A 22,392-nucleotide genomic window follows, 5' to 3' on the forward strand; every position below is an offset into this window, starting at 1 on the left:
CAGCATCGTTGGGATGTCCCCACGGAAGGCCGCAGTGGGCCCCCGCGAGGGATCGTCGGTCTTGCCGGTCAGGTCGATCTCAATGTCTCGCCGTCAGGGGACGCGGCTCTTGGTCTGCAGCCTTCCGGCGGCCACAGTTCAAACAGGCAAACACGGTGATCGCCAACCCGGCATCCAAGTCCACCGCCCGTTCCGGCAACATTGTTCCACGACATTTGTCACAAGTCTTCATGCGCGCACTCTAGCATTCCAGAAAATGGATGCATATCCATCAGAAGTACTGGGCTTGTCGCGAACAAAAGCCCCAAGCGGCCCTACGTCTAGGCCCTTTGCTCTATGGAAGAAGGACAACAAGACTAGGAGCATTGCTGAGGATATCTGCCGTCACGATTCTTGACACGGTATCTCTCGTCCCATAGGATTGTGGGTCTGAGGCTGTCATCCCCCTATGTATAGAATAATTTTCATCCTTATCCTGTTGATCATCCTCTATTTTCTCATCCGGAGTGCCGTGCGTGAGCTCAAGGGACGTGGGGCCCCGGACCGGTTACCGGCTGATAAGAACCAGATGGTGCAGGATCCCGTCTGTCACGTATTTGTTCCGCGCGGAACGGCAGTCACTGAGGTCATCGGAGGGCAAACGTATTGCTTTTGTGGACGAAGCTGCGCCGATAAGTTTCAAAAACAAATGGCGAGCTAACAGCCGGAATAGCTGTAGTCCGACAGCTTCTCTTCTTTGTCGAATTTCAAGGTGATCTGACACTGATTGGGCGAGAAATTGAACAGCGGCGCGCTGGTCTTACCTCCGGCGATGCGATAGTAGGTCCAGGTTTCACCTCCGAAGAAACGCGGGGACTTCCCGTCCGGCGCTCCCCAATTCTTCTCGAACCAGGCCTTGTCCTTGCCTTGCATCTCCGCCGGCTTCAGCGAAGCTTCCAGATAGGGGTTGTCGCCACCGCAGGCAGTGAGAAGCATGCAGAGCGCCGGAAGCCAGAGCAAACGTTTCATAAGGAACTCTCCTCGGTAAGAGAAGACCGTGAAGTAGAACACGACGCGGCGAATTGTAGCCGCCGGTGCATGGGCTGTCAAACGGCGTTGCGCGGTTGCGGCGGCCCTGACGTTCTCCCTACAATGGAAAGTCGTGTCGAGGGCGGGGCAGCGTCACAGTGGACCTGGTTTATTTGCCATGAAAGGATCACGCCATGAAATTCTATCTCGATACAGCCAGCGTGAAAGAAATCCAGGAGGCGGCAAGCCTCGGCTTGCTGGACGGAGTCACGACCAACCCTTCCCTCGTAGCCAAGGAAGGCCGTGTGTTTCGAGAAGTCCTGGTCGAAATCTGCAACATCGTGGACGGCCCGATCAGCGCCGAAGTCGTCAGCATCGAGGCGGACGCGATGGTCAAGGAGGGGCGGGAACTTGCGAAAATCCACAAGAACATCGTCGTGAAGATTCCCCTGATTGCCGAGGGACTCAAAGCCACCAAGCGGTTGACCGCGGAAGGCATCCGCGTCAATGTCACCCTGTGCTTTTCTCCGACACAGGCCCTTCTGGCCGCAAAGGCCGGGGCTTGGTGCGTTTCGCCCTTCATCGGACGGCTCGATGACATCAGTTCGAACGGGATGGAACTCATCCGCCAGATCATCACGATCTACAAGAATTACGACTACAAAACGTATGTCCTCGTGGCGAGCGTGCGTCATCCCCAGCACGTGGTCGAAGCGGCTTTGGCGGGCGGTCACATCTGTACGATGCCCTTTACCATCTTCCAGCAGATGGTAAAGCATCCCCTCACCGACGCCGGCCTGAAGAAGTTCTTGGCCGATTGGGAGTCTCAAAATAAAAAGAAATAGTTTCCGCTAGACATGGTAGCCAGACATGGTGCGGTCCTTTCGCTCAGGAGAGGACCGCGCTAAGCCTTCGAGCCGTGGATCAGGGCCCGTGCCAATCGATGATCTGTTTGGCCCGGCGGAAGATGGCATGGAACATCGGTCTCGTCAGTTTTCCCGTGAACGTATTCTGCTGGCTCGGATGATACGATCCGATCAGCGTGACGCGCCAGGGCATGAGGTATTCCCGTCCATGGCCGAAGAGGGGTAGCGGAGACGGAGGTATGAAACCCTCTTGTCTGCAGGTCTTCAGGTAATGGTCGAAGGCGATCTTGCCGAGCGCGACGATCACCTGCACATTTCGCAACAGCCGGATTTCCTCGCGAAGGAAGGTCCGGCAGGCGTCGAATTCATCCGGCGCGGGTTTGTTGTCCGGCGGCGCACAACGAACCGTGGCGCCGATATAGGCGTCCGACAAGGCGAGTCCGTCAGATCGATGCTGGGAAAGCGCCTGGTTCGCGAATCCGAAGCGATGCAACGCCTCGTACAGCCAGTCGCCGCTGCGATCTCCCGTAAACACCCGACCGGTCCTATTCCCTCCGTGGGCGGCGGGAGCCAGCCCCAATACATACAACCGTGCCTTGGCGTCGCCGAACCCAGGAACCGGCCGTCCCCAATAGGTCCAGTCTTGAAACTGTCTTCTCTTCGTCCGCGCGATCGCCTGCCGATAGTCGACCAGCCGCCGGCAGGCGGTGCAGGAGGCGATTCGATTGTTCAGCACCGTGAGCGAGCGCATGGCGTTGGGAGTGTATCAGGTGACCGCGATTGTCCGCCAGGCGCGGCGAACATCGAACTGCTTGCCGCTCAAGAGGCTTGCTGTTAGCATGGAAAATTATTCGTGAATCGTCCGTTCAACCTGGAGAACATTGCGTTATGGCACGGTGGCGTCGTCGGTTCCTGTACCTGCTTCCGCTTGTGATGGGCGTACGACTGTTTCTTGTCTCCGGTGCCTGGGCCGAGTCCGACCCGGTCACGCCAAAGGAAGGGATGCCGCGCCTGGGCGCCAATGGAGAGTCGGAGCGTGATCTGCTCCCGGGCGAGGTCATTGACGGGCAAATGGAGCCGGAAGAGCGTCTGGTTATTCTGCCCGAGATCAAGCGGGAAGGAGAGCGGTTTTTTCTCAGTTCGTTCAAGCTGCCCGATAAATTGACGTTCGCGGGGCAACCGATTCCCATGGACAACTGGCAAGTTCGGGAACGCATCGAATACGAATTTTACCAGTTTCTCGAGGACCAGGGCGAAAGCATTATCCTCGCCAAGCGCATGGGGCGCTGCTTCCCTCCGGCCGAGAAGCAACTCGCGGAAGCTGGACTGCCCGACGATCTCAAATACATGCTGTTGGTCGAGAGCAAGTGCATTGCCGCGGCCTATTCGCGCGCCAAAGCCTCCGGTCCGTGGCAATTTATTCCTTCGACCGGGCGTCGCTACCGGCTCAAGAGCGACTCGGTCCGCGACGACCGACGGAACCTGGAAATGTCCACGGAAGCGGCAGTCAAGTACCTCAAGTACTTGAAAGACTTCCAGCAGAACGACTGGTTTCTGGCCATGGCTTCCTACAACGCGGGAGAGGAACGGGTCCGCAAACTATTGAAGGATCAAAAGATCAACGACTACTGGCGAATGCACGGCCCTCGGGAAACCATGCGTTATGTTCCCCGAATCATCGCCGCCAAGGAAATCTATTCCCAGCCGGAGAAGTATCTGGGACTGAGCAAGAAGGATTTGTATCTCCCCCTGGAGACTGAAACGGTGACCGTGACCGTGAAGGAGTCTCAGCGGGCGCTGACTTCCATCGCCGAGGAGTTCGGGACGTACTATTTGGAATTGCGAATGCTGAATCCCGAGTTCAAGAAGGATGTGCTTCCGCACGGGGTCTATCAGATTCGAGTCCCCCGCCAGACCTGTCCAAGCCGGTGTTTCAAACAGGAGAAAACCCCCTAAGCCGGAATGGCGGCCGAGCTTCCGTTTTTGCTCCGAAACCGTCATCCTATCCGACGTCCCGGCTCGGCTCACCCCCCGAGTGGGCCTCTGACCGCTCGGGACGCAGGTTTATGACGATTCGACTGCCCACATCTCCGGTCAGCACTCTCCTCAAGCGAGTACTCGGACGAGCGATCAATGTCGCGGAGGGCGGGGCGGCCGTCAAGCGCGCCGTCGGCAGGCGCGGCGACGTGCTGACAATCGCATCCCGCCGATTCGACCTCCGACGATATGACCGGGTAGTCGTACTCGGTGCGGGGAAGGCCGCAGCGTCGATGGCCCGCGCGCTGGAACGGTTGCTGGGCAACCGGCTGGAGGGCGGACTCGTGGTCGTCAAGTACGGCCATGCAGTTCCGACGCGACGCATCGTGGTCTATGAAGCCGGCCATCCCTATCCTGACCGTGCCGGATTCCACGCCGCACGGCGGCTGATGCGCGCGGCATCCACGCTGTCCAAGCGCGATCTCCTGATTGTGTTGCTTTCGGGCGGCGCCTCCAGTCTGTTGCCCGCGCCCGTCCCCGGCATTAGCTTGTCCGACAAGCAACGGGTGACCAGGCGGCTGTTGCGAAGCGGAGCAGGCATCCAGGAGGTCAATACCGTGCGCAAGCACCTCTCGGCCCTTAAAGGGGGCAGGCTTGCGGCGATGACCTCCGCCAGAATCGTCACCCTGATCCTGTCCGACGTACTTGGCGACGATGTCAGCGCCATTGCGTCCGGTCCGACGGCCCCCGATCCCTCCACGTTTCGTCAAGCGGTCCTGTGTCTGAAGCGCCGCCGACTCTGGTCTTCCGTGTCTCCCTCGATGCGGAAGCATTTGGATAGGGGGTGCCGCGGCTTGGAAGTAGAAACGCCGAAGACCGGCGCGCCCTGCTTCAGGCATGTGCTCAACGTGTTGATCGGGAGCGGCGCATTGGCGGTGTCGGAGGCGGCGCGCGCCGCTCGAGAGGCCGGCTTCAGGACCGTGATCCATTCAATCAACTTGACCGGTGAGGCGCGTTTGGCAGGAGCGGAATTCGGGGCCATGGCACGGGATCTCCGCCGCCATGTCAAACCTGGCCGCAAACCCTGCTGTGTCATCACCGGGGGAGAAACGACCGTGACGGTGTCAGGCCAGGGACGGGGAGGCCGAGCGCAGGAGTTTGCCGTCGCGGCGGCGCAGGCCATTGCCGGGCTTCCAAATGTGTGGGTCGCGGCGGTTGGTACCGATGGGACGGACGGTCCGACCGACGCGGCTGGTGCGCTCGTGAGTGGACAGACTGCGGCGCAAGCCCTTCGAAACGGCATCGATCTCAATGCGGCGCTGAAGCAGAATAATACCTATCCCATACTAAAGCGCCTGGGGGCTCACATCATGACCGGTCCCACGGGCACCAACGTCAACGATCTTTACGTCCTGCTCGTCTTCTAGGTACTATCCCGACGATGGAGCGTCCGCTGGTTCTTCCCCTTGCCGCCTGTACGGATTCCTCACTGGCCGGGGGCAAGGCCCGGGGCCTGGCGCAGCTGATCGCCGCCGACATGTCTGTTCCATCCGGGCTCTGCGCGACCACCGCGTTCTACCGGGAATTCCTCAGACAAGCCGGCCTCACCGGGGCCGTCGATTCGCTGCGTGCAGCTGCGCTGTCCGGAGGCGATCGGGCGCCGCTTGCCCGTGACCTGCGCCTGCGTATTCTGAAGGCTCCCTGGCCGGGAGATCTTCGTCATGAGCTTGAGACCTCCGTTCTGAATCTCGGATTGAACGAAGCCACATTGTGGGCGGTGCGATCTTCGGCGACGAACGAAGACGCAATGCAGGCGAGCTTCGCGGGGCTGTATCGCACGCATCTCGGTATCCGCTTCTCCGGCATCCTGGCCGCGGTTCAGGACCTGTGGTCCTCTCTCTGGGAAGAGCGGGTGCTGGCCTATCATCGGAAGACTGCGGAGGCATCGTCGCTCCCGGAAATGGCCGTTGTCATTCAACCGATGCTCGATGCGACGGTTGCCGGCGTAGCCTACTCGATCGATCCCGTCACCGGCGAGAACCATATCGTCGTGGATGCCCTGCCTGGATTGGGTGCCCCGCTCGTCGATGGAACGGCGACGCCCGATCACTACGTCGTCCGTACGGAGTCTCCGGCGACCGGCGATGCGGTGATCACACGCGACATTATTGTGAAGTCTTCGGCCTTGCGGGTGGGACCGGACGGACTGCGGACTGAACCTCTCCCACACGACGCCGGCGCGTCTTCGTCGATGTCCGACCGGCAATTGATCGAACTCGCCGCAGTGACGAAACGGATCGAAGCGTTGCTCGGACATCCCGCCGACGTCGAATGGGCCATCGATCAACAAGGCCTCTGGCTGCTTCAGGCCAGACCTGTAACGGTCGCCGTCGGGGGCGGGCAGACGTCTGCCGGCGAGTGGGAATGGTCGAGAGCCAATCTCAAGGAAACCATGCCGGAAGTGCCGAGTCCGATCGGACTCTCGTTTCTTGAGCGCTTCATGGATGCCTATATCATCAAGCACTATCGGCGTTTGGGGTGCCGGATTCCTGAAGGAGCGTGCTCCGTTCGCGCCTTCCACGGGCGTCCCTACATCAACACCACGCTCTTCCACAGTCTCATTTTGCAGTTGGGAGGCGATCCTTCGTTGAATGCCGAGCAGATGGGCGGGGAGCCTGTCTCGATCGTTCAGCCGGAATCGGTGCTCGGACCACTCGTGCGTCTGCGCGCCGTCCGGCTGATGTGGCGCGAAATGAAGCGAGCCGTTTCCGATTCCCCCCGCTACTTTGCGGACATGAAGCAACAGGCATTGCGATATCAGCCTGACAACATCCGGGACTGGAAGGCAGACGATCTTGACCGGCACTTGGAAGAACTGGGCCGCAGACTCGACCGTCAGGAAATGACCTTTGGGATCGTGCTCGGCGTCGGACAATGTCTGCAGACCTTCAGCACGCTTTTGCCCGAGTGGCTGGGCGAGGATTGGCGAGGTCTGCTCAACGCGGCCTTGCAGGGGAAGGGCACGGTCATCAGCGCCCAACAGATCCACAGGGTGGCGGAATTGGTGGCGGCCGTCCGTCAGGACGAGACATTGCTCCATGGCATCGTGAACGAGAAGTGGGATCTGGCGACGCTCCGGCGGCAGGCCCCGCGTTCGCCGTTTCTCGCACGCTTTGACCGGTATCTGGAGGAGTTTGGCCATCGGGGGACAGGGGAGTCCGACGTAATGTCTCCGCGGTTTGCCGACCGGCCGGACGTGGTGCTCGACGTCGTTCGAGTCCAACTGAGCGGTCCTGTCGCCCGGCCGGAAGACATCGTCGCCCGACAGCGTGCGACGCGTGCCGCCGCCCTGGAGACGATCCGCGCCAGACTGGGCTGGCGGCTGGATCGGCTGGCGGTGTTTCTCTGGTGCTACCGCCGCCTCTGTCGGTTCCTCGCTCTGCGCGAAGCCAACCGCCACCATCTCATGTACTATTCCGCGGCGGTCAGGAACTTGTTGTTGCGGTTTGGTGCCTGCCTGGCGGCGCGCGGGACGCTTGCTGCCCCCGATGACGTGTTTTATCTCACATTGGAAGAGCGGGCATCCGTACTTTCGGCGGCGGAACGCGACTGGAAAGAAACCGTGCGTCTGCGCAAAGCGGATCGCCTGCGGTGGCTGGCGGTGCAGATGCCCGATACGATCCGCAACAGCCAGAACAGAACAGGCGGGGAGTCCGGGCCGACCGACGGCAGCTTACGAGGAACGCCGATCAGCACCGGCACGGTGATCGGGCCTGCCCGCCTGGTTCGGTCGATGGCGGATTGGCCCAAGGTGAGGCCTGGAGACATCATCGTGGCGCCGGTCATCGATCCCGGCATGGCACCTCTCTTCGGCATTGCGGCGGGGCTGGTGGCAGAAATGGGCGGCACCTTGTCGCACGGAGCGATCATCGCCCGGGAATATGGGCTGCCTGCCGTCGCCAACGTGTCCGGTATCGTCGGTCTGCTGAAGGATGGTGAACGGGTCCAGGTGGACGGCGGTTCAGGACAGGTGCACATCGACTCCGCTGCCGGCAATTGATTGCCGTGATGAAACCTCGCTAGAGCCGAATGACTCTAGTTGTGCGTGCTTGACCTTTGATTGGAATTTCCGTACGCTCAAACGCAGTCCTCTTCATCATCACCACAACGTCCAACTCGTCGTTCGGTAATACCCACGATGGTCCCGCGGATCACGTTCGATGATTGAGAGCATCCCCTTCAGCTTGGGTCTTGCCGTCGGAGCCGTCGTCGGATCCGTTATCGCGTGGTTGGCGGTGTCCGCCAAACTGCGTTCCGTCTTCCACGGCCAACTGACTTCAATCAGTGAACGAGCCCAGCGTGCCGAAACTCTGTCGGAAGAGCTGCGGCGGCAGCGCGAGACCGAACAGACCGAACATGGTCGACTCCGGCAGGAATTCCAGGACATGTCCCGTTCCTGCGCCATTGCGGAGACTCGGGCGGCTGAGGCGTTCAGGCATGCCGAAGAGCAAAAGACCCTGCTGTCCCAGGCGCGCCAGGAATTGGCGGACTCTTTCCGTGCCCTGTCGGGCGAGGCACTCAAACACAACAACGAAGCATTCCTGAGCCTCGCCAAGGCAACCTACGAGACGCTGCAAACGGAGGCCAAAGGCGATCTGGCGCAGCGGCAGCAGGCCATCGACGAACTCGTGAGGCCGTTGACCGAGTCGCTGCACCGGTACGATGAACAACTGCGCGCGATGGAGCAGTCCCGTCAGGCCGCGTACGGCGGCTTGGATCAACATATGAAATTGCTCGCCGAGTCTCAGCAGCGCTTGAAGGAAGAAACCGGCAATCTCGTGAACGCGCTGCGTGCGCCCGCCGTGCGGGGTCGTTGGGGGGAAATTACGCTCAAGCGCGTGGTAGAACTGGCTGGAATGGTCGCGCATTGCGATTTCACCGAACAAGAATCGGTGGCCGTGGAAGACGGGCGCCTCCGCCCCGACATGATCGTGCAGCTTCCGGGAGGGCGGCAGATCGTCGTCGATGCCAAGGCCGCATTGAACGGATATCTGGACGCCTACGAAGCGTCCGGCGAGGACCAGCGGCGCGAGGGGCTCCGGCGGCACGCCGCCCAGGTCCGGACCCATATGGGCCAGTTGAGTCTCAAGGCCTATTGGAGCCAGTTCGCGCAGGCGCCGGAATTCGTCGTGCTGTTTCTTCCCGGTGAGCAGTTCCTCGGGGCGGCCCTCGAACAGGATCCCGGACTCATCGAGGATGGATTCGCGCAAGGCGTGGTGCTGGCGACCCCGACGACGCTGATGGCGTTGTTGCGGGCGGTCGCGTACGGGTGGCGCCAGGAACGGCTCACCGCTCACGCCGAAGAAGCTGGACGGCTGGGGAAGGACCTCTATGAGCGAATGGCGGTGCTGGCCGAGCATCTGAACGACGTCGGCCAGGCGTTGGGCCGGAGCGTGACGGCCTATAACAAGGCGGTCGGCTCGCTGGAAACGCGCATCCTTCCCGCCGCGCGGCGGTTCAAAGAATTGGGGGTCGCCTCCGACAAGGATATTCCCCTGCTCGGGCCGATGGAGATCGTCCCCCGCAGGACTTTACCTCATGACGAATAAGGACGAATCCATGCACGATGCCCAGGCCATGGTGGAAGCGTTTCATCGTATGTTCGACATCGTGACCAATTCGACGCCGACGGCGGTCGGTCCGGACACGCGGCAATTGCGCATTCGCCTGATTCAGGAAGAGTTCGACGAGCTGCGGGAGGCGTTGGAAAGCGACGACTTGCCGGCGGTCGCCAAAGAGTTGGCGGACCTGTTGTATGTCGTCTACGGCACCGCCGTGTCGTACGGCATCGACATGGATCCGGTCTTTCGAGAAGTCCACCGTTCCAACATGAGCAAAGTCGGGGGACACAAGCGGGAGGATGGAAAGTGGGTGAAGCCGCCGACCTATTCGCCCGCCCTCATCGGTCCGATCCTGGAGGGCCTGAGAGCGGAGGGAAAGCTGCAATAAGCGCAATGACTGCCGAGGAGGCCGTCTGACCGGTATGAAGTCTCTGCGCTGCCCAAATTGCGGAACGCCATTTGTCCGGGTGACTCCGCACGAAGGAACGGTCGAACGCCTTCTGAGCCGGTTCAACATGTTTCCATTCCGGTGCCAGCTGTGCACGAACCGGTTCCGCGCCTTCTATCCCGGTGCCCGGCAAAATACCCAGACATTCGACCGTCGCGAGTTCAAACGGCTTTTCGCATCCATCGAGGCGCAAGTCCTCGACGAGCGGCAGTCGCCCTTCCTCAACCGCATCACCGATATTTCAATGGCGGGGTGCACTCTCGTGGGAACCGGTTTCGCCAAGGGCGCCTTTGTGGAATTGGTTCTGAAACCGACGTCCGGGAGCGAGGAGATCCGGATCGAAACGGCGATGGTCTGCTCCATCCATCCCGCATCGGTCGGCTTGCGGTTTCTCGAGGTGGAGCAGGCCGACAAGGAGCGTCTCAGCCAGGTGGTGCTCGGGTTGTTGGTGAGTCAGACCAATCCGATCATGAACGTGTAACGCGCATTAAGCAGATCTCCGTCCCCTCCGGGCCGATCCTGCCGATGGGACCGCGACCGTGACGTTGTCGATCAATCGGACTCGGCCGATCCGGATCGCTCCCAACAGGACGACCGAACCGGAGACCTTCTTCAGGGGTTCGAGCGATGCGGCGTCGCAGACCGCCAGATATTCCGGTCTCACGATCCGGTCTTCCGCCATCATCCGCTTCATGATGCGATCCACCTGCCGGCCGTCGCGCAGGCCGTCCAGAATGGCCTGACGCCCGGCCGATAATGCCCGGTACAGGACCGGCGCGCGACGGCGGTGATCCGGTGACAGATACACGTTGCGTGAACTCATAGCCAGTCCGTCCGGTTCCCGTACCGTCGGATGAACCGTGAGGCCGACGGCCAGGTTCAGATCCGCGATGAGCCGCCGCACGAGCGCCGCCTGCTGGAAATCCTTCTGGCCGAAGACCGCATGATGGGGACGGACCAAGCTGAAGAGTTTCACCAGGACCGTCGCGACGCCTCCGAAGTGATGCGGGCGGGCGGTCCCTTCCCAGCGGCCGGCCAATTCCGGAACCATCACCGAGGTTTGAAACCTTTCCGAATACATGTCAGCTGGTGTGGGTTCGAAACAAACGTCGACTCCCTCCGCTCGGCACAACCGGCGATCCCGCGCGATCGGGCGTGGATAGCGCGACAAGTCTTCTTTGGGCCCGAACTGCGCCGGATTCACGAAAATACTCACGACCAGGGCATCGCACCGCAGTCTCGCGGCGCGGATCAAAGCCCGGTGGCCGTCGTGGAGTGCCCCCATCGTGGGGACAAATCCGATCGTCACACCCTCTCGCCGGAGGCGATCGCTCCACAGGGTCATCGCATGGAGATTGCGGATGATCTTCATGAGTGTGGAGGAGGACTGCACGAGGGGCGGGAGCCGTATCGGGTTGACGGCTGAGGAAACAGGAGGCGGACGTCGGAGGAATCCTTGACGTCGGACAGGAGCCGGCTGACGGTCTGTCCCATCGTCGGATGGACCAGAAGCGGATCGAGCTCATTGAGGGGAATCAACACGAACCGCCGCTGGTGAAGCCGCGGATGGGGGACCCTCAATCCCGGTTCGTCGATCACGCGGTCTCCATAGAACAGCAGATCGAGATCGATGGTGCGGGGACCGGCCCGGTCGGACTCGTCGCGGCCCAGTGATCGCTCGATTTCCCTGAGGACGGAGAGCAGACTGTGCGGCGTGATGTCCGTTTCAATCTGCACGACGCCGTTCAAGAACCAGCCCTCTCCGGGATGCGCGCCGTCCTGCACCGGTTCCGTCTCATACAGCAAGGACACGCCCGACAGGCGGCTGTGCGGCAACAGGCTCAACAGCGTGACGGCGCGGTCGCACAAGTCGATGCGATTGCCGACATTGGAGCCGAAACCGATGTAGACCGTTTCGCTCATGCAAATAGCGTTGAGTGTTTAAAACCCGGCCTTCTTTATCCGTTCCACCGCCTCCGCCAGTCGTTCTTTCGTCGTACAGACGGTCATCCGGATGTACCCTTCGCCCGGCGTGCCGAATCCGTTGCCCGGGGTCGTGACGATCCCGGCCTTTTCCAGCAGATGAGCCGTGAACGACGCGGAGGTGTAGCCTTTCGGAACCGTGACCCAGACATAGAAGGCGGCAGGAGGCGGATCGACCTCCAGGCCGAGCTTCTTCAAGCCGGGCACCAGCGTGTCGCGGCGCTCCTGATAGATCTTCCTGAGCCCGTCGGTAACGGTATCGTCCAGTCCGAGCGCGGTGATGCCGGCCGCCTGCACGGCTTCGAAGACTCCCGAGTCCAGGTTGCTCTTCACTTTCCCGAGTCCCGCCAGCACGCTCTTGTTGCCGACGACAAAGCCGATGCGCCAGCCGGTCATATTATAGGTCTTCGAAAGCGAATGAAATTCCACGCCGACGTCTTTCGCGCCGTCGACTTCGAGGAAACTCGAAGGCCGTTTCCCGTCATAGAAAATTTCCGAATAGGCCGCGTCGTGGCAGACGATCACATGGTATGTCTGCGCAAACTCGACGACACGTTTGAAATAGTCCTTGGTCATGATCACGGAGGTGGGATTGTTCGGGCTGTTCAGCCACATCAGCTTGGCCTTTTGGGCGACCTCCTTGGGGATCGCGTTCAGATCAGGCAGGAAGCCGTTGGCTTTCGTCAATGGCATGATGTGCGAGACGCCGCCCGAGAAACCGGTTCCCACGGGATAGACCGGATAGCCCGGACTCGGTACCAGCACCACGTCGCCGGGATCGACGAACGCGAGGTGGATGTGCCCGATGCCTTCCTTGGAGCCGATCAGGGTCAGGACTTCATCGGCTGGATCGAGCGACACGTTGAATCGCCGCTTGTACCAATCCGCAACGGCTTTACGAAAGGCCAGCATGCCCTCATAAGAAGGGTACTGGTGGTGCTTTGGATTCTTGGCGGCCTGCGCGAGGCTGTCGATGATGGGGCCGGGCGTCGGCAAATCCGGATCGCCGATTCCTAGATTGATGATGTCCACACCCCGGGCAATCGCTTCTTGTTTCATCTTGTCGATGGCGGCAAAGAGATAGGGGGGGAGTGTCTTGATGCGATTGGCGACTTCAATCGGGAAACCAGCCATTGCTGATGCTCTCCTTTTCTAATCGAGAATGGACAGGGGGCAGACCAAAAGAGCCCCTAGACTACTAGAGGAACGATCCGGCAATCAACGTTCGCACGGGATCAAGGCGCCGACCAGGCTGTCGGCGAATCGCTGCAGGGCAGGCAGGTGCGGCCACGCGGCCTCCGTGATCTGCTGGGCCGTCATTCCGGTCCGGGCCAGATCCACGGCGCATTCGCGACACAGTTGATCGATTCCAGCCCGCTCCATTTCCGGGTGAAACAGGAGCCCATACGCCCGGTCGCCGTATCGAAAGGCCTGGAGGGCGATGTCGGACGCTGCCAGGGGCATGCAGTTTTCGGGAAGCTCGAAGATCTCTCCGTGCCACTCGAAGACATCGAATGAGTTCGGCAACCCGCTGAAGACGGGGTCGGACGTTGCCTCAGGGGTGAGCCGAACGGGCGTCATGCCGATTTCCAATGCCTTGCCGGGCCGTACCACCGCTCCGAGCGCCTTCGCCATGAACTGACTTCCCAGGCAGACGCCGATCACAGGGTTGCCGGCCAGCAGCGCTTTTCGGATGAACGCCGTCTCCTTTGCGATCCAGGGATCGGAATCGTTGGCCGACATCGGTCCTCCCATCACGATCAGCAGATCACCTGAATCGTCCGGCAGGCCGTCTTGAGGAACGAGATGGCGTTCCAGGAGGACGCGTCGCCGCCGGAGGGACGTTTCGAAAACTCCCGGCCCTTCGAACGGCACGTGCTGGAGACAGACGGCGCGCATTGACACCTCGAGAAGACGGCACTACGCTCTGCGTGCCGGAAGGCATAACCCGAGTCACGTCCGACTGCAACCGAAATGTTCGTCCTCGGGACATCTTGACGGGACGCGCGGCGGAGGGATCTTGAAAGAACCGGATCTTGATTGGCTGGTCCACAACAGGTCGGCGATCCAGGAGCTTCTGCTCGAACTCTGGAAGGAGTTTCCGGAAACGCCGTCGGCCGATTCGCAGCCTGGGGCCGCACTCCAGTTGCTCGTCGGCGTGACGTTTTCTCTCTGGCGCGCGGTCTTTCTGGCCGAGAGCCCCCGTGATTGGCAGGAGCACGCCAGTCATGCGAAAAAATTCCTCCATCTCGTCGTCAAGGAACAGACGATGGGGCACGCCCAGGAGCGCGAGGCCCGCTACTGGACCGTCGGGTATTATTTGACCAGCGCATTTCTTCGGTTGGAATCGGCCTACGCCATGTTGAATTACGATTCGCCGCTGAGAGGCCTCGTCACCCGATTCATCGTTCGCCGGGGCGGTACGATCGATGAGGCAGCAGACCCGAAAGCGCCGTGGGAAACGGCCGTCGGTGCGGTGAGGGACCTGCTGGGCGAGGCGCGCCGGCGCCTGGCCGGCGAATGATCGCGGACTCTCTGCGCCGTGGACGATGCGACCGGTCGTTGTCAAGCGTTCCCGGCGTAGTTCGGCTTCTCCGCTGGTCGTTCGCCTGCGGCTGCGATACAATCTTCGTTGTGAAACAATCCATTAAACAGGTCGACGACCTCCGGTGGCTCTTGGGTCATACGGGAGGGTTCCGGGGCGGGTACGTCACCGACGTTCAGATGTCCAAGAGGCGGCTGTTCGACGAGGGATCCGCACGCGAAGTGCTGGCCGACACGAGCGTCACCGTCGTGGTTCGCTACCGACTCCGGCAGATGGAACGTGTGGCGAAGCTCACGATGACCGGAGTGACCGATTTTTCTATTTTCGAGCAGGAAGGCGCGGACTGTTCGTCTCTGAGCACGATCCAGGCTGAATGTACCGCCGGAAAGTTACGGTTTTGGTTCGACCCGCAGGGTGAACTCTATGTCGTCTGCGATGAGGCCCAGTTCGAGGAAGTGGCGGTACCGTTTCGCGACGAGACGTTTCGGGATCAACCGGCCCAATGGACGTTTCAAAGTCCCGTCGCAGAGTGGCCGACGGTGGAATGGCTCCTGAAGGGCCTGGAGGAGTCCGGTTTGCCCTGTACCTGGAAGCAGAGCAAGGCTTCCACCCGGCGCCAAGGGACCGTTCAGTGGGAAGGGGATCTCCTGCCGGCCGTCGAACCTGAGCGACCGGATGACGGTGGCGTCCATGCCATGCTGTACGGGCCGGTCGACGGTCCGGGATTCGGCATCGTGTTGCACGTAGCGGGAACGCAAAGCCCCGCCGCCTGCCGGATTCTTTCCAGTACGGCGGATCTGCTAGTGCGGCATTTCTGCGGCCGCTGTCTGGTGGGTAATACGATCATTCCCGGCGGCGATTGGCTGAACTGGAAATCGCTGGAACACCGGCGCCTGACCGGACCGGAGCCTCTCGAAGACTAGGAAGGACAACGCGCAGGGAAGGGATGCGAAACCTGCCGTCCGATGGAACAGGCGGATGCCGAGTCGTGCGGCGAGTCTCTGAAAAATGCGAGTATAGAACCGAGGAACGCTTTAACGTCCCAGCTCAGGCAAGAGCTTCTTCGCTGGCATGACCGGCGGTGCGATTGTCGCTGCTGGGGGAAAATACCGTCGTCCCGTTGAGGCGGGGTCTGCCGCTTTCGTGCTTCCGATTCACGCATTCCACCAACGCCCAAAACCGCAGCGGATTGACGTTCTGTTTGCGCGTGACGTGGAGGTTCGTTCCCTCCAGCACCGTATGCAGGGCCAAATCCGTGCGCCATCCGAGGTGTTTGGTCAACGGTGAAATGACCTTCTCCACCGCCGCGATGACTTTGTTCCCGTTGCTGAAGTGATTGAGCATGATGATGCGCCCACCGGGCCGGCAGACGCGAATCATTTCATTGACCAATTTTCGATGATCGGGAACGGCCGTGACGACGTAGGCGGCGACGACAGTGTCGAAACTGTTGTCCTCGAATTCCATGGCGCCTGCGTCCATGCGATGCAGGGTGACGTGGTCCATCTGGTGTTCGATCGCGCGTTTCTTGGCGACGTCCAACATGCCTTCGGAGAAATCGATACCGACGATCCGACAATGACGGGGGTACATGGGGAGAGCGAGGCCGGTGCCGACTCCGACTTCGAGAATGCGTTCGCTCGGTTGGACGTTCAGGTTGCGGATGGCGGATTCACGTCCTTCATGGAACACCTTCCCGAAAATCTTGTCGTAGACTCCGGCATAGGACGTATACACCCGCTCGATCTTGTGCAAATCCATAGTTCCTCCAACCCAGACATCATGTGTCCTGCCGCTTGGGAAGGCAGGCATCGATTGCGTCAGAATTCAGTGGAATCTGTCGTTTATGACGGCGGAGCGCCTGAAATGAAGCGAGGGACCCGCCTAACCAAAACAGGCGTACCATATCCAACTCGCGGGGTTGAGTCAACACAATACTCGCTCCGAGGCAGGGTTCTTGTCGTTCGATTCCAGGACGGCGGTCTCCCGGACTTGATTCGACCGCGAACGCTGTGGGATAGGTACGCCCCATGGTCCTGGCTGGTCTGTTTGCCGGTGTACTCTGCCTCGGGTTGATTCTCGGAGACTGGCTCTACTTCATCAGACTCACGCCCGATGCCATCCGCTACGGCTGCGGCATTGCGCGCAGCCTGGATCAGTTTCCCGCTGATCGGGTCGTCCACGTGAGCCGGCGGTTCGATGCGAACGGCGTGCTCTCGCTTCCGCACGGGATCGCCCGGTACTACCCGGAGCTCCGTCAGATCGCCATTCGTCCCCAATACCACCTGTTTTCCATGAGCTTCCGTACCGCCTGGCCGTTGAAAGGTCTGGTTCACCTGTCTGCCGATGCACCGCAGGCCACGGCCGTCTGCGTCAAGCGAATTCCCTGGTCGTCCGCCATCATCACCCTCGTCTGGTTCCTGCTGGTGAGTCTCGGGACCGCGGCGTTCCTGGTGACCTATGCACTGCAGGGCGGATTCAATTCGTTTACCGGGGTACTCATGGGGACGGGGATTCTCGGAATCGGGCTGCTCGTCCTCGCTTTCGGCGCCGTCACGGTCGTGTTTTCCTACCGGCTGGAAAACAGCCGCTTGATGAAGGTGTACGGCGAGCTGCTCGACGACGCCGAGAATTCCCTCAGGACGTGAAGAGAGACAAGAGCTGGTCGTACTCCTGGGAGAGATCGACGGACGCCCGGTCTCGGGCCAAACCGGCGATGATGCCGCGGTGTTTCTTGCTGAGGCCTGAGGCCTCGAAGGCCAGGCGGAACTGCGACCACTTCAGTGCCGGATCCGCCGCGACCCGCGCCTGTTCGTCTTTCGGAAGCGCATGAAGCGTTGCTGTGAGCGTTCGAATCGCCTTTTCCACGCTTTCATACGGAGGAGCGAGCTTCAGACGTCCGTAAAACGTCTCCAGATGAGAGCGGAATTCCTCTCGGAGTTGCTGAATCCATGGCGATGGGGCAGGTGACGAGTCCGACATCGGTGACGCCGATGATACGGTATGATGACGCACGGTGACAACGGTCCGATGAGGACCCATTCGGATATTCCTTGGGAGGTTTTCCATGCGGGAAGCGACGTGGGCGGTGTGGGGTTTGATCGGATTGGCTGTTTTGAGCGGGTGTTCAGCCGCAAGACATCATCACGGCATGATGGATCACGGGAAGGGCGAGGCCTATTGGCAAAAAGGCCAACAGGAGATGGCCGCATTGGTCGATCGGACGGTAAACGATCAGGACAAGGCTAAACGGGTCAAGGGCATCGTCGGCGATATCATCACGGAGCTCAAGGCGGGACGCGAGCAGGAACGTGCGTACCATCAGCAGCTCTTTGCGCTGAACGCGAACTACGCGGCTGCGCCGGAAGAGTTCATGAAGATCTTGGACGAGGCCAACAACCAACGGATGCGCACCGCCACGACGGTTCTGGGACAGCGGTTTAGGATGAAGGAGCTGATGACGGCGGATGAGTGGAAAGTATTGTCGGATCAGATGTCGGCCTATAGCGGCCGATACCAGCACGACGGTACCGGAGCGAAAACGGGCTACTGAAGGAGCAAGTGACGCGTATCTCGTGAAGCGTCGTTCGCTTGCAAGATACGAAATACGAACGACGAGATACTTCCGCTAGGTTCGAGCAGGCGCGGTTGTGAGAGGCAGAGGCGTCCACGTGGTGCCCCCATCCGTGGAGCGGTACAACCCGCTGCCGTTGGTTCCGACGTAGAGCGTTTGGGGGTTCTGGCGCGACATGGCCAGGGCCCGGATGTTCAGCGTGGACAGTCCCTGGTTCATCGCCTGCCACGTGGCACCGCTGTCGGTGGATTTCCAGACGCCGCCCGGGCCGCCGATGTAGACCACCGAGGGTTGCGTCGGATGAATCACGATGCTGCTGACAAAAGGGTCGGGCAGGGACTGGCCGATGCGGTTCCACTCGGTTCCCTTGTTTGCGGTGCGGAAGAGTCCTTTGGTCGTTCCGGCATAGACGACGTCGGGATTTATCCGGTCGATCTCGATCGCATTGACGCCCAAGGCCATGGAGGCCATCAGTTCACTTTCCGGGATCAGTCCAGTGTTCACCTTTTTCCATGACATCGCGGCGTCGTCCGAACGATAGACGCCGCCGGTGGTGCCTCCATAGAGAATCGTCGGATCCTTCGGATTGATCGCGATGGAGGTCACGATATGGACCTCTTTCATGCCGTTCATCCGTTCTTCCCATTCACGGCCCGCATCCTTCGTGTAAAAGGCGCCGACCGTCGTGGCCGCATAGATCTTCTCGCTCAGCACCGGGTGGAACACGAATTGGTTGACGAAGGAGACGTGTTCCTTGAGTCCGACATTGTGCGGGAGCCAGTGCTGTCCCCCGTCGGGGCTCTTATAGACCGCATCACCCATGGTGCCGGCGTACACGGTGGCGGGAAGCTGCGGATCGAGAGCCACCGTCGTCACGCGCCTGGCGCTGAAGCTTGGGAAACGTTCCCAGAGCCGGCCGCCGTCGCGGGTCTTATAGACGGCGTCGTTGGTGGCCACGTAGACAATGTTGGAGTTGGTCGGATGGAGCGCGATCGAGACGATCGCCTCGCTGTCCTTCTGGCAGCCGGTCATACAAACGATGAGCAGAAGGACGACGGGAACCAGCAGCGACATGCGAGGAATGAGACGCATGGTGGGGGGAGACGTAACCACAGGGGAAGAGGGGAGTCAACAGGGGGATTCAAGCGAAGGGATAGCGGGTCACTCAACTGACGCATCTCCTTGTCGCCTTGACAGACGAAGGGGACTTAAAGAGGATAAGCGGAATCGGCGTTGATGGAGAAGGAGTTCGGAAGATTGCGAGCCATTTCTTTCTCAGCTCGGTCACTCCGCTCGGGTCAACATCGTTGTCCGATAGCAGTCTCACCGCAGCCTTGGCTTATGTGGAGGGACTGACCCCGGCAGCCCAAGTTGCTGCACGCGACGTGCGAAACGCACGAGCGTGATGGCGGCCTTTCGGTGCTATTGGTAACCACCTATGAGCCAAGTCGCGAAAAGGTCGCGTTTCAAGGCAACACTGCTTCGCCCGGCCAAGTCGGGCAAGGCGAGCTCTTGGGCCTTTCTGGTTCTGCCAAAATCCGCAAGTGAAAAGCTGCCACGGCGCGGCAGAACAAGCGTAGAAGGAACGATCAACGGCCACCTTTTTCACGCCACGCTAGAGCCGGATGGGCAATTGAGCCATTGGTTAAAGGTCAGCAAAGCGCTGCGTGAAGCTTCTGGCGTAGAGATAGGAGAGACGGTTACGCTGAAGATTGCTCCCATGGCGAAGGAGCCGGAACCGAAGCTGCCGCCAGACTTCCAAGCAGCGCTTGCCGCTTCCCCGAAGGCCAAGGCGATATGGGATGCCACGACAACCATTGCCCGGATAGACTGGGTACACTGGGTTGAGTCTGCGAAACAGGCAAAGACTCGCAAGAGCCGGATAGACGATGCGTGTGACATGCTGGCTTCCGGGAAAAAACGGGTCTGCTGTTTCGATCCATCCGGGTTCTACAGTAAAAGCTTCAGCGCACCGACGCCACATCGCGGCGCGGCTTGATTCAGGCGTTGGGCGACGTCGAGACACGACGATAGGCAGGCTCGCAGAATAGCAATGAAAGACGGCGATCTTCCTACGACAGATGGTGAGCGCTGCTGGCGACTTGCGGGAGGTCGCAGGGGAGATCGGAGCTCGCCTACTTTCCCAGCCCTAGACGGTAGTAGAGATGGTGAGGCTCCTGCGACTTGCGCTTCGGCTCGGGTACCACATTTGTCGAGCGGATGCGACCAGCCATTGGCTGGCGATGTCGAGGTTCGATGTTTCGCTCAAGCGAAGCTTGGAGCGAAACGAGTTTCGACGTCGAGCAGACGAGAGACGTAGTGTGGTCGAGCCGGAGTGCCGGAGCAGGGGCCACATCGTCTCCACTCCAACCCACTCTTACAACTTCTTCGTGAACCGCTCCGCGTAGCCGGTCAGCTCCATGTATCCCTTTCCGGTGATCGGTTTTTCCTGAACCGTACCGGTGACGTCGATCGCTCCTTCCCAGTACGTAACCTGTGTGCTGCGGGTCGTCGTCAACTCCTGTTCGGCCATCAGCGGAGCCAATTCAAGCGAGAGTTGTTTTGACGCGACCGTCAGGCGCCAGCGTTGCGGATAGACGGCCTTGCTCGCCGGGCTCGTCCAACGGCTCAACGGTTCAAGTTTCAAGTCCTTGAAGGCCAAGTGCTGTGGGGTCCCGTCCTTGTCGATGAAGGTCCCGCTGGAGACCGGATCGGCCGATCCGTCGGCTCGGCGGAGACGATAGAGCATGAGCTCCGTGCGATCGGAGAGCTGCAGGCTGAACCAGTCCCATCCGACTACGTCCTCACCGAGATCGGCGGAGCCGAATTCATGGTCCATCCAGCCTGTGCCGGTCACGTCGAACGATTCGTGGCCGATCCTCAGTTGGCCGGCCGCAGCCATGCTGGTGAACGAATAATAATGGGAAGCCTGAGCCTGGGCCGCCCCTTTTCGGCTGATCCCGCCCGTGCCATGCACGACAGGCGGTTTGTCGGGCGTCAGATCGAGAGCGAGAGCCAGATCCTGATCGGCTGCCTGCAGCCGATGGCGCACCGGGTCCGGGTGCGCCTCAGCGCTCCAGCGATCGATCCAGACGTGCAACCGATCGGAATCCGCTCCGGCTTTGCCAAGTCCCGCCCTGCTGAGTTTCTCGGCGTACCGGAACTGTCTGCCGTCGAGGTCCGTCACGGCGAAATGGGCCAGGTAGAGGTGAGAAATGGACCACTGCGATGGAAAGGTTGTGATCTGTTCTTTCGGCACGCCTCGCCGGAAAAATGTGAGCTGGTAGCCGAACCGGCGTCCGGTCGCCGTGGCAAGGTGGCCTGTGTAGTACCACCACTCGGTACGGAACTCGTCATGTGACCCATGGTCGCGCGGGAACTGATAGACGTACCCCTTCGTGGCGGGTCGAAACTCGTCGGTGACCTTGGCCGCGAACGTGAGCGTGGCCAGCAGCGGCAGGGCGGGAAGAGCCCACCACCAGCATCGTCGGTTTGAAGTCTCCATTTGCATAAACGGTGAATGCCTGACGTCGTAAGATGTCGGAGCCATGCGCTTATAGCACGGCGGAGTGCAAGTGATAAATCCCCGCTATTGACAATATGTTTATGCGTTACGAATCGGGCTGATCCGTCACGTCCGCCGTTGACAATTTTGCCGGCCATCGGCTATCGTGAGCCATGCAAACCGATCAGGAACGGGATCCGCCCGGATCCCCGGGACGGGACCGTGGGCCGTCATTCCCCATTCCCAGCCGTATTCCTATTTTTGCATTACCGAACGTCGTCTTGTTTCCCAAGACCTATCTGCCGCTGCACATTTTCGAGCCTCGCTACCGTCAAATGGTTGACGATGCCGTCGTGGCCGGCCAATGTATTGGAATGGCCTTGCTCAAAGAAGGCTGGGAACCGGGCTACCACGGAAATCCTCCAATCTATTCGATGGGATGTGTCGGCCGGCTGGTGAGCGTGCAGCCTCTCGGGGATGGCCGGTCCAATATTCTTCTGCAGGGACTCGAACGGTTCGAGGTAGCGGAAGAGTCTTATGACAAGGCCTATCGGCAGGCCAATATTCAGGTCAAAACCAGGCCGTCGGAATCCGTGCTCGAAGAGGGCCTCCGCAAGCATCTCGTGTCGGTGCTCGAAGACTACCTCGAGACCCGCGAAGACGCGGTGGCCTGGCAAGGCTGGTTTCGTGATGACATCAGCGACGAGATCCTGGTTCATACCTTGTCGTCCTATCTGGGCTGTACCGCCTTGGAAAAACAATTTCTATTGGAAGCCGAAAGCCTTCATCAACAGGCGCGCCGCCTCTGTGATTTGATTCACTTTCTCATGCACGGTCGCCACGGCGTAAAGGGGTGGGGATAGAC

Annotated in this window: 23 protein-coding genes; 13 read left to right on the top strand and 10 right to left on the bottom strand. The window is 60.4% G+C overall.

Translation table 11 applies throughout. The annotated features are described in order from the left end of the window. Nucleotides 1–696 precede the first annotated feature (696 nt). Entirely contained in the window at nt 697–1,008 is a 312-nt protein-coding gene (locus NSJP_RS07005; protein ID WP_080886198.1) for a hypothetical protein, read from the bottom strand. A gap of 194 nt (nt 1,009–1,202) precedes the next feature. Between NSJP_RS07005 and fsa the strand changes: the two genes are divergently transcribed. Next, the gene (gene fsa, locus NSJP_RS07010; protein WP_080886199.1) at nt 1,203–1,853 is read left to right on the top strand and encodes a fructose-6-phosphate aldolase; all 651 of its coding nucleotides are present in this window, start codon (nt 1,203–1,205) and stop codon (nt 1,851–1,853) included. A gap of 79 nt (nt 1,854–1,932) precedes the next feature. Here the strand turns inward: fsa and NSJP_RS07015 are convergent, their stop codons facing one another. Beyond that, nucleotides 1,933–2,625 carry a uracil-DNA glycosylase gene (locus tag NSJP_RS07015; RefSeq protein ID WP_080886200.1) on the bottom strand — a complete coding sequence of 231 codons (693 nt, stop codon included), beginning with the start codon at nt 2,623–2,625 and terminating at the stop codon, nt 1,933–1,935. Nucleotides 2,626–2,762: 137 nt separating this feature from the next. Between NSJP_RS07015 and NSJP_RS07020 the strand changes: the two genes are divergently transcribed. The 6 genes from NSJP_RS07020 to NSJP_RS07045 all read left to right on the top strand — a co-directional run bounded on the left by NSJP_RS07020 (nt 2,763) and on the right by NSJP_RS07045 (nt 10,401). Next, nucleotides 2,763–3,830, top strand: coding sequence for a lytic transglycosylase domain-containing protein (locus NSJP_RS07020; RefSeq protein ID WP_080886201.1), 1,068 nt, complete (start codon nt 2,763–2,765; stop codon nt 3,828–3,830). A 110-nt stretch (nt 3,831–3,940) separates the two neighbouring features. After that, nucleotides 3,941–5,278 carry a glycerate kinase type-2 family protein gene (locus NSJP_RS07025; RefSeq protein ID WP_080886202.1) on the top strand — a complete coding sequence of 446 codons (1,338 nt, stop codon included), beginning with the start codon at nt 3,941–3,943 and terminating at the stop codon, nt 5,276–5,278. A 14-nt stretch (nt 5,279–5,292) separates the two neighbouring features. Next, a complete protein-coding gene (locus NSJP_RS07030) occupies nt 5,293–7,911 on the top strand; it encodes a PEP/pyruvate-binding domain-containing protein (protein ID WP_080886203.1) in 2,619 nt (872 codons plus the stop codon). A 160-nt stretch (nt 7,912–8,071) separates the two neighbouring features. Further along, on the top strand, nt 8,072–9,460 hold the full coding sequence (gene rmuC / locus NSJP_RS07035; RefSeq protein ID WP_080886204.1) for a DNA recombination protein RmuC: 1,389 nt from the start codon (nt 8,072–8,074) through the stop codon (nt 9,458–9,460). Then, nucleotides 9,450–9,860, top strand: a complete 411-nt coding sequence (locus NSJP_RS07040) for a pyrophosphohydrolase domain-containing protein (protein WP_080886205.1) — start codon at nt 9,450–9,452, stop codon at nt 9,858–9,860. The genes rmuC and NSJP_RS07040 overlap by 11 nt, the downstream gene beginning before the upstream one ends. 34 nt (nt 9,861–9,894) lie before the next feature. Next, nucleotides 9,895–10,401, top strand: a complete 507-nt coding sequence (locus tag NSJP_RS07045; protein WP_080886206.1) for a PilZ domain-containing protein — start codon at nt 9,895–9,897, stop codon at nt 10,399–10,401. A gap of 6 nt (nt 10,402–10,407) precedes the next feature. Here NSJP_RS07045 and panC read toward each other — a convergent pair whose 3' ends face one another. The 4 genes from panC to NSJP_RS07065 form a co-directional block, all read right to left on the bottom strand. Next, nucleotides 10,408–11,292 (bottom strand): pantoate--beta-alanine ligase, encoded by an 885-nt coding sequence (panC, locus tag NSJP_RS07050; protein WP_080886207.1) that lies wholly within the window; start codon nt 11,290–11,292, stop codon nt 10,408–10,410. Beyond that, entirely contained in the window at nt 11,289–11,843 is a 555-nt protein-coding gene (folK, locus tag NSJP_RS07055; RefSeq protein ID WP_080886208.1) for a 2-amino-4-hydroxy-6-hydroxymethyldihydropteridine diphosphokinase, read from the bottom strand. Before folK ends, panC begins: the two co-directional genes overlap by 4 nt. Nucleotides 11,844–11,861: 18 nt before the next feature. Then, complete coding sequence (locus NSJP_RS07060) at nt 11,862–13,037, bottom strand: LL-diaminopimelate aminotransferase (RefSeq protein WP_080886209.1); 1,176 nt, start codon at nt 13,035–13,037, stop codon at nt 11,862–11,864. Between the two features lie 84 nt (nt 13,038–13,121). Then, nucleotides 13,122–13,802, bottom strand: coding sequence for a type 1 glutamine amidotransferase (locus NSJP_RS07065; protein ID WP_080886210.1), 681 nt, complete (start codon nt 13,800–13,802; stop codon nt 13,122–13,124). A gap of 121 nt (nt 13,803–13,923) precedes the next feature. Here NSJP_RS07065 and NSJP_RS07070 point away from each other — a divergent pair, with 121 nt between their 5' ends. Together NSJP_RS07070 and NSJP_RS07075 are read left to right on the top strand one after the other, a co-directional pair. Beyond that, entirely contained in the window at nt 13,924–14,427 is a 504-nt protein-coding gene (locus NSJP_RS07070) for a hypothetical protein (RefSeq protein WP_080886211.1), read from the top strand. A 110-nt stretch (nt 14,428–14,537) separates the two neighbouring features. Beyond that, entirely contained in the window at nt 14,538–15,371 is an 834-nt protein-coding gene (locus NSJP_RS07075) for a hypothetical protein (RefSeq protein WP_155969962.1), read from the top strand. A 124-nt stretch (nt 15,372–15,495) separates the two neighbouring features. Here NSJP_RS07075 and NSJP_RS07080 read toward each other — a convergent pair whose 3' ends face one another. Continuing rightward, nucleotides 15,496–16,209 (bottom strand): class I SAM-dependent methyltransferase, encoded by a 714-nt coding sequence (locus tag NSJP_RS07080; RefSeq protein WP_172834217.1) that lies wholly within the window; start codon nt 16,207–16,209, stop codon nt 15,496–15,498. Nucleotides 16,210–16,478: 269 nt separating this feature from the next. Here NSJP_RS07080 and NSJP_RS07085 point away from each other — a divergent pair, with 269 nt between their 5' ends. After that, the gene (locus NSJP_RS07085; protein WP_080886214.1) at nt 16,479–17,096 is read left to right on the top strand and encodes a hypothetical protein; all 618 of its coding nucleotides are present in this window, start codon (nt 16,479–16,481) and stop codon (nt 17,094–17,096) included. Here NSJP_RS07085 and NSJP_RS07090 read toward each other — a convergent pair. After that, the gene (locus NSJP_RS07090; protein WP_155969964.1) at nt 17,086–17,430 is read right to left on the bottom strand and encodes a hypothetical protein; all 345 of its coding nucleotides are present in this window, start codon (nt 17,428–17,430) and stop codon (nt 17,086–17,088) included. The two genes, NSJP_RS07085 and NSJP_RS07090, sit on opposite strands and share 11 nt — an antisense overlap. Before the next feature lie 85 nt (nt 17,431–17,515). Between NSJP_RS07090 and NSJP_RS07095 the strand changes: the two genes are divergently transcribed. Next, complete coding sequence (locus NSJP_RS07095; RefSeq protein WP_080886216.1) at nt 17,516–18,001, top strand: hypothetical protein; 486 nt, start codon at nt 17,516–17,518, stop codon at nt 17,999–18,001. Between the two features lie 75 nt (nt 18,002–18,076). Here the strand turns inward: NSJP_RS07095 and NSJP_RS07100 are convergent, their stop codons facing one another. Further along, nucleotides 18,077–19,114 (bottom strand): WD40/YVTN/BNR-like repeat-containing protein, encoded by a 1,038-nt coding sequence (locus NSJP_RS07100; RefSeq protein ID WP_155969966.1) that lies wholly within the window; start codon nt 19,112–19,114, stop codon nt 18,077–18,079. 346 nt (nt 19,115–19,460) lie between these two features. On the opposite strand from NSJP_RS07100, the gene NSJP_RS07105 reads away from it, so the two are divergent. Continuing rightward, nucleotides 19,461–20,021: a YdeI/OmpD-associated family protein gene (locus NSJP_RS07105; protein WP_080886218.1), complete on the top strand. Its 561-nt coding sequence runs from the start codon at nt 19,461–19,463 to the stop codon at nt 20,019–20,021. Nucleotides 20,022–20,399: 378 nt separating this feature from the next. Here the strand turns inward: NSJP_RS07105 and NSJP_RS07110 are convergent, their stop codons facing one another. Continuing rightward, nucleotides 20,400–21,527, bottom strand: coding sequence for a lipocalin-like domain-containing protein (locus NSJP_RS07110; RefSeq protein ID WP_080888531.1), 1,128 nt, complete (start codon nt 21,525–21,527; stop codon nt 20,400–20,402). A 173-nt stretch (nt 21,528–21,700) separates the two neighbouring features. Between NSJP_RS07110 and NSJP_RS07115 the strand changes: the two genes are divergently transcribed. Then, a complete protein-coding gene (locus tag NSJP_RS07115) occupies nt 21,701–22,390 on the top strand; it encodes an LON peptidase substrate-binding domain-containing protein (RefSeq protein ID WP_080886219.1) in 690 nt (229 codons plus the stop codon). The last annotated feature ends 2 nt before the right edge of the window (nt 22,391–22,392 follow it).

Origin of the sequence: Nitrospira japonica (assembly GCF_900169565.1) — a bacterium.
Classification (GTDB): Bacteria; Nitrospirota; Nitrospiria; order Nitrospirales; family Nitrospiraceae; genus Nitrospira_C; species Nitrospira_C japonica_A.

Coding starts and splice junctions, on each gene's coding strand:
- NSJP_RS07005 (WP_080886198.1), bottom strand. CDS start 1,008: ATGAAACGTTTGCTCTGGCTTCCGGCGCTCTGCATGCTTCTCACTGCC.
- fsa (WP_080886199.1), top strand. CDS start 1,203: ATGAAATTCTATCTCGATACAGCCAGCGTGAAAGAAATCCAGGAGGCG.
- NSJP_RS07015 (WP_080886200.1), bottom strand. CDS start 2,625: ATGCGCTCGCTCACGGTGCTGAACAATCGAATCGCCTCCTGCACCGCC.
- NSJP_RS07020 (WP_080886201.1), top strand. CDS start 2,763: ATGGCACGGTGGCGTCGTCGGTTCCTGTACCTGCTTCCGCTTGTGATG.
- NSJP_RS07025 (WP_080886202.1), top strand. CDS start 3,941: ATGACGATTCGACTGCCCACATCTCCGGTCAGCACTCTCCTCAAGCGA.
- NSJP_RS07030 (WP_080886203.1), top strand. CDS start 5,293: ATGGAGCGTCCGCTGGTTCTTCCCCTTGCCGCCTGTACGGATTCCTCA.
- rmuC (WP_080886204.1), top strand. CDS start 8,072: ATGATTGAGAGCATCCCCTTCAGCTTGGGTCTTGCCGTCGGAGCCGTC.
- NSJP_RS07040 (WP_080886205.1), top strand. CDS start 9,450: ATGACGAATAAGGACGAATCCATGCACGATGCCCAGGCCATGGTGGAA.
- NSJP_RS07045 (WP_080886206.1), top strand. CDS start 9,895: ATGAAGTCTCTGCGCTGCCCAAATTGCGGAACGCCATTTGTCCGGGTG.
- panC (WP_080886207.1), bottom strand. CDS start 11,292: ATGAAGATCATCCGCAATCTCCATGCGATGACCCTGTGGAGCGATCGC.
- folK (WP_080886208.1), bottom strand. CDS start 11,843: ATGAGCGAAACGGTCTACATCGGTTTCGGCTCCAATGTCGGCAATCGC.
- NSJP_RS07060 (WP_080886209.1), bottom strand. CDS start 13,037: ATGGCTGGTTTCCCGATTGAAGTCGCCAATCGCATCAAGACACTCCCC.
- NSJP_RS07065 (WP_080886210.1), bottom strand. CDS start 13,802: ATGCGCGCCGTCTGTCTCCAGCACGTGCCGTTCGAAGGGCCGGGAGTT.
- NSJP_RS07080 (WP_172834217.1), bottom strand. CDS start 16,209: ATGGATTTGCACAAGATCGAGCGGGTGTATACGTCCTATGCCGGAGTC.
- NSJP_RS07085 (WP_080886214.1), top strand. CDS start 16,479: ATGGTCCTGGCTGGTCTGTTTGCCGGTGTACTCTGCCTCGGGTTGATT.
- NSJP_RS07090 (WP_155969964.1), bottom strand. CDS start 17,430: ATGTCGGACTCGTCACCTGCCCCATCGCCATGGATTCAGCAACTCCGA.
- NSJP_RS07095 (WP_080886216.1), top strand. CDS start 17,516: ATGCGGGAAGCGACGTGGGCGGTGTGGGGTTTGATCGGATTGGCTGTT.
- NSJP_RS07100 (WP_155969966.1), bottom strand. CDS start 19,114: ATGCGTCTCATTCCTCGCATGTCGCTGCTGGTTCCCGTCGTCCTTCTG.
- NSJP_RS07105 (WP_080886218.1), top strand. CDS start 19,461: ATGAGCCAAGTCGCGAAAAGGTCGCGTTTCAAGGCAACACTGCTTCGC.
- NSJP_RS07110 (WP_080888531.1), bottom strand. CDS start 21,527: ATGGAGACTTCAAACCGACGATGCTGGTGGTGGGCTCTTCCCGCCCTG.
- NSJP_RS07115 (WP_080886219.1), top strand. CDS start 21,701: ATGCAAACCGATCAGGAACGGGATCCGCCCGGATCCCCGGGACGGGAC.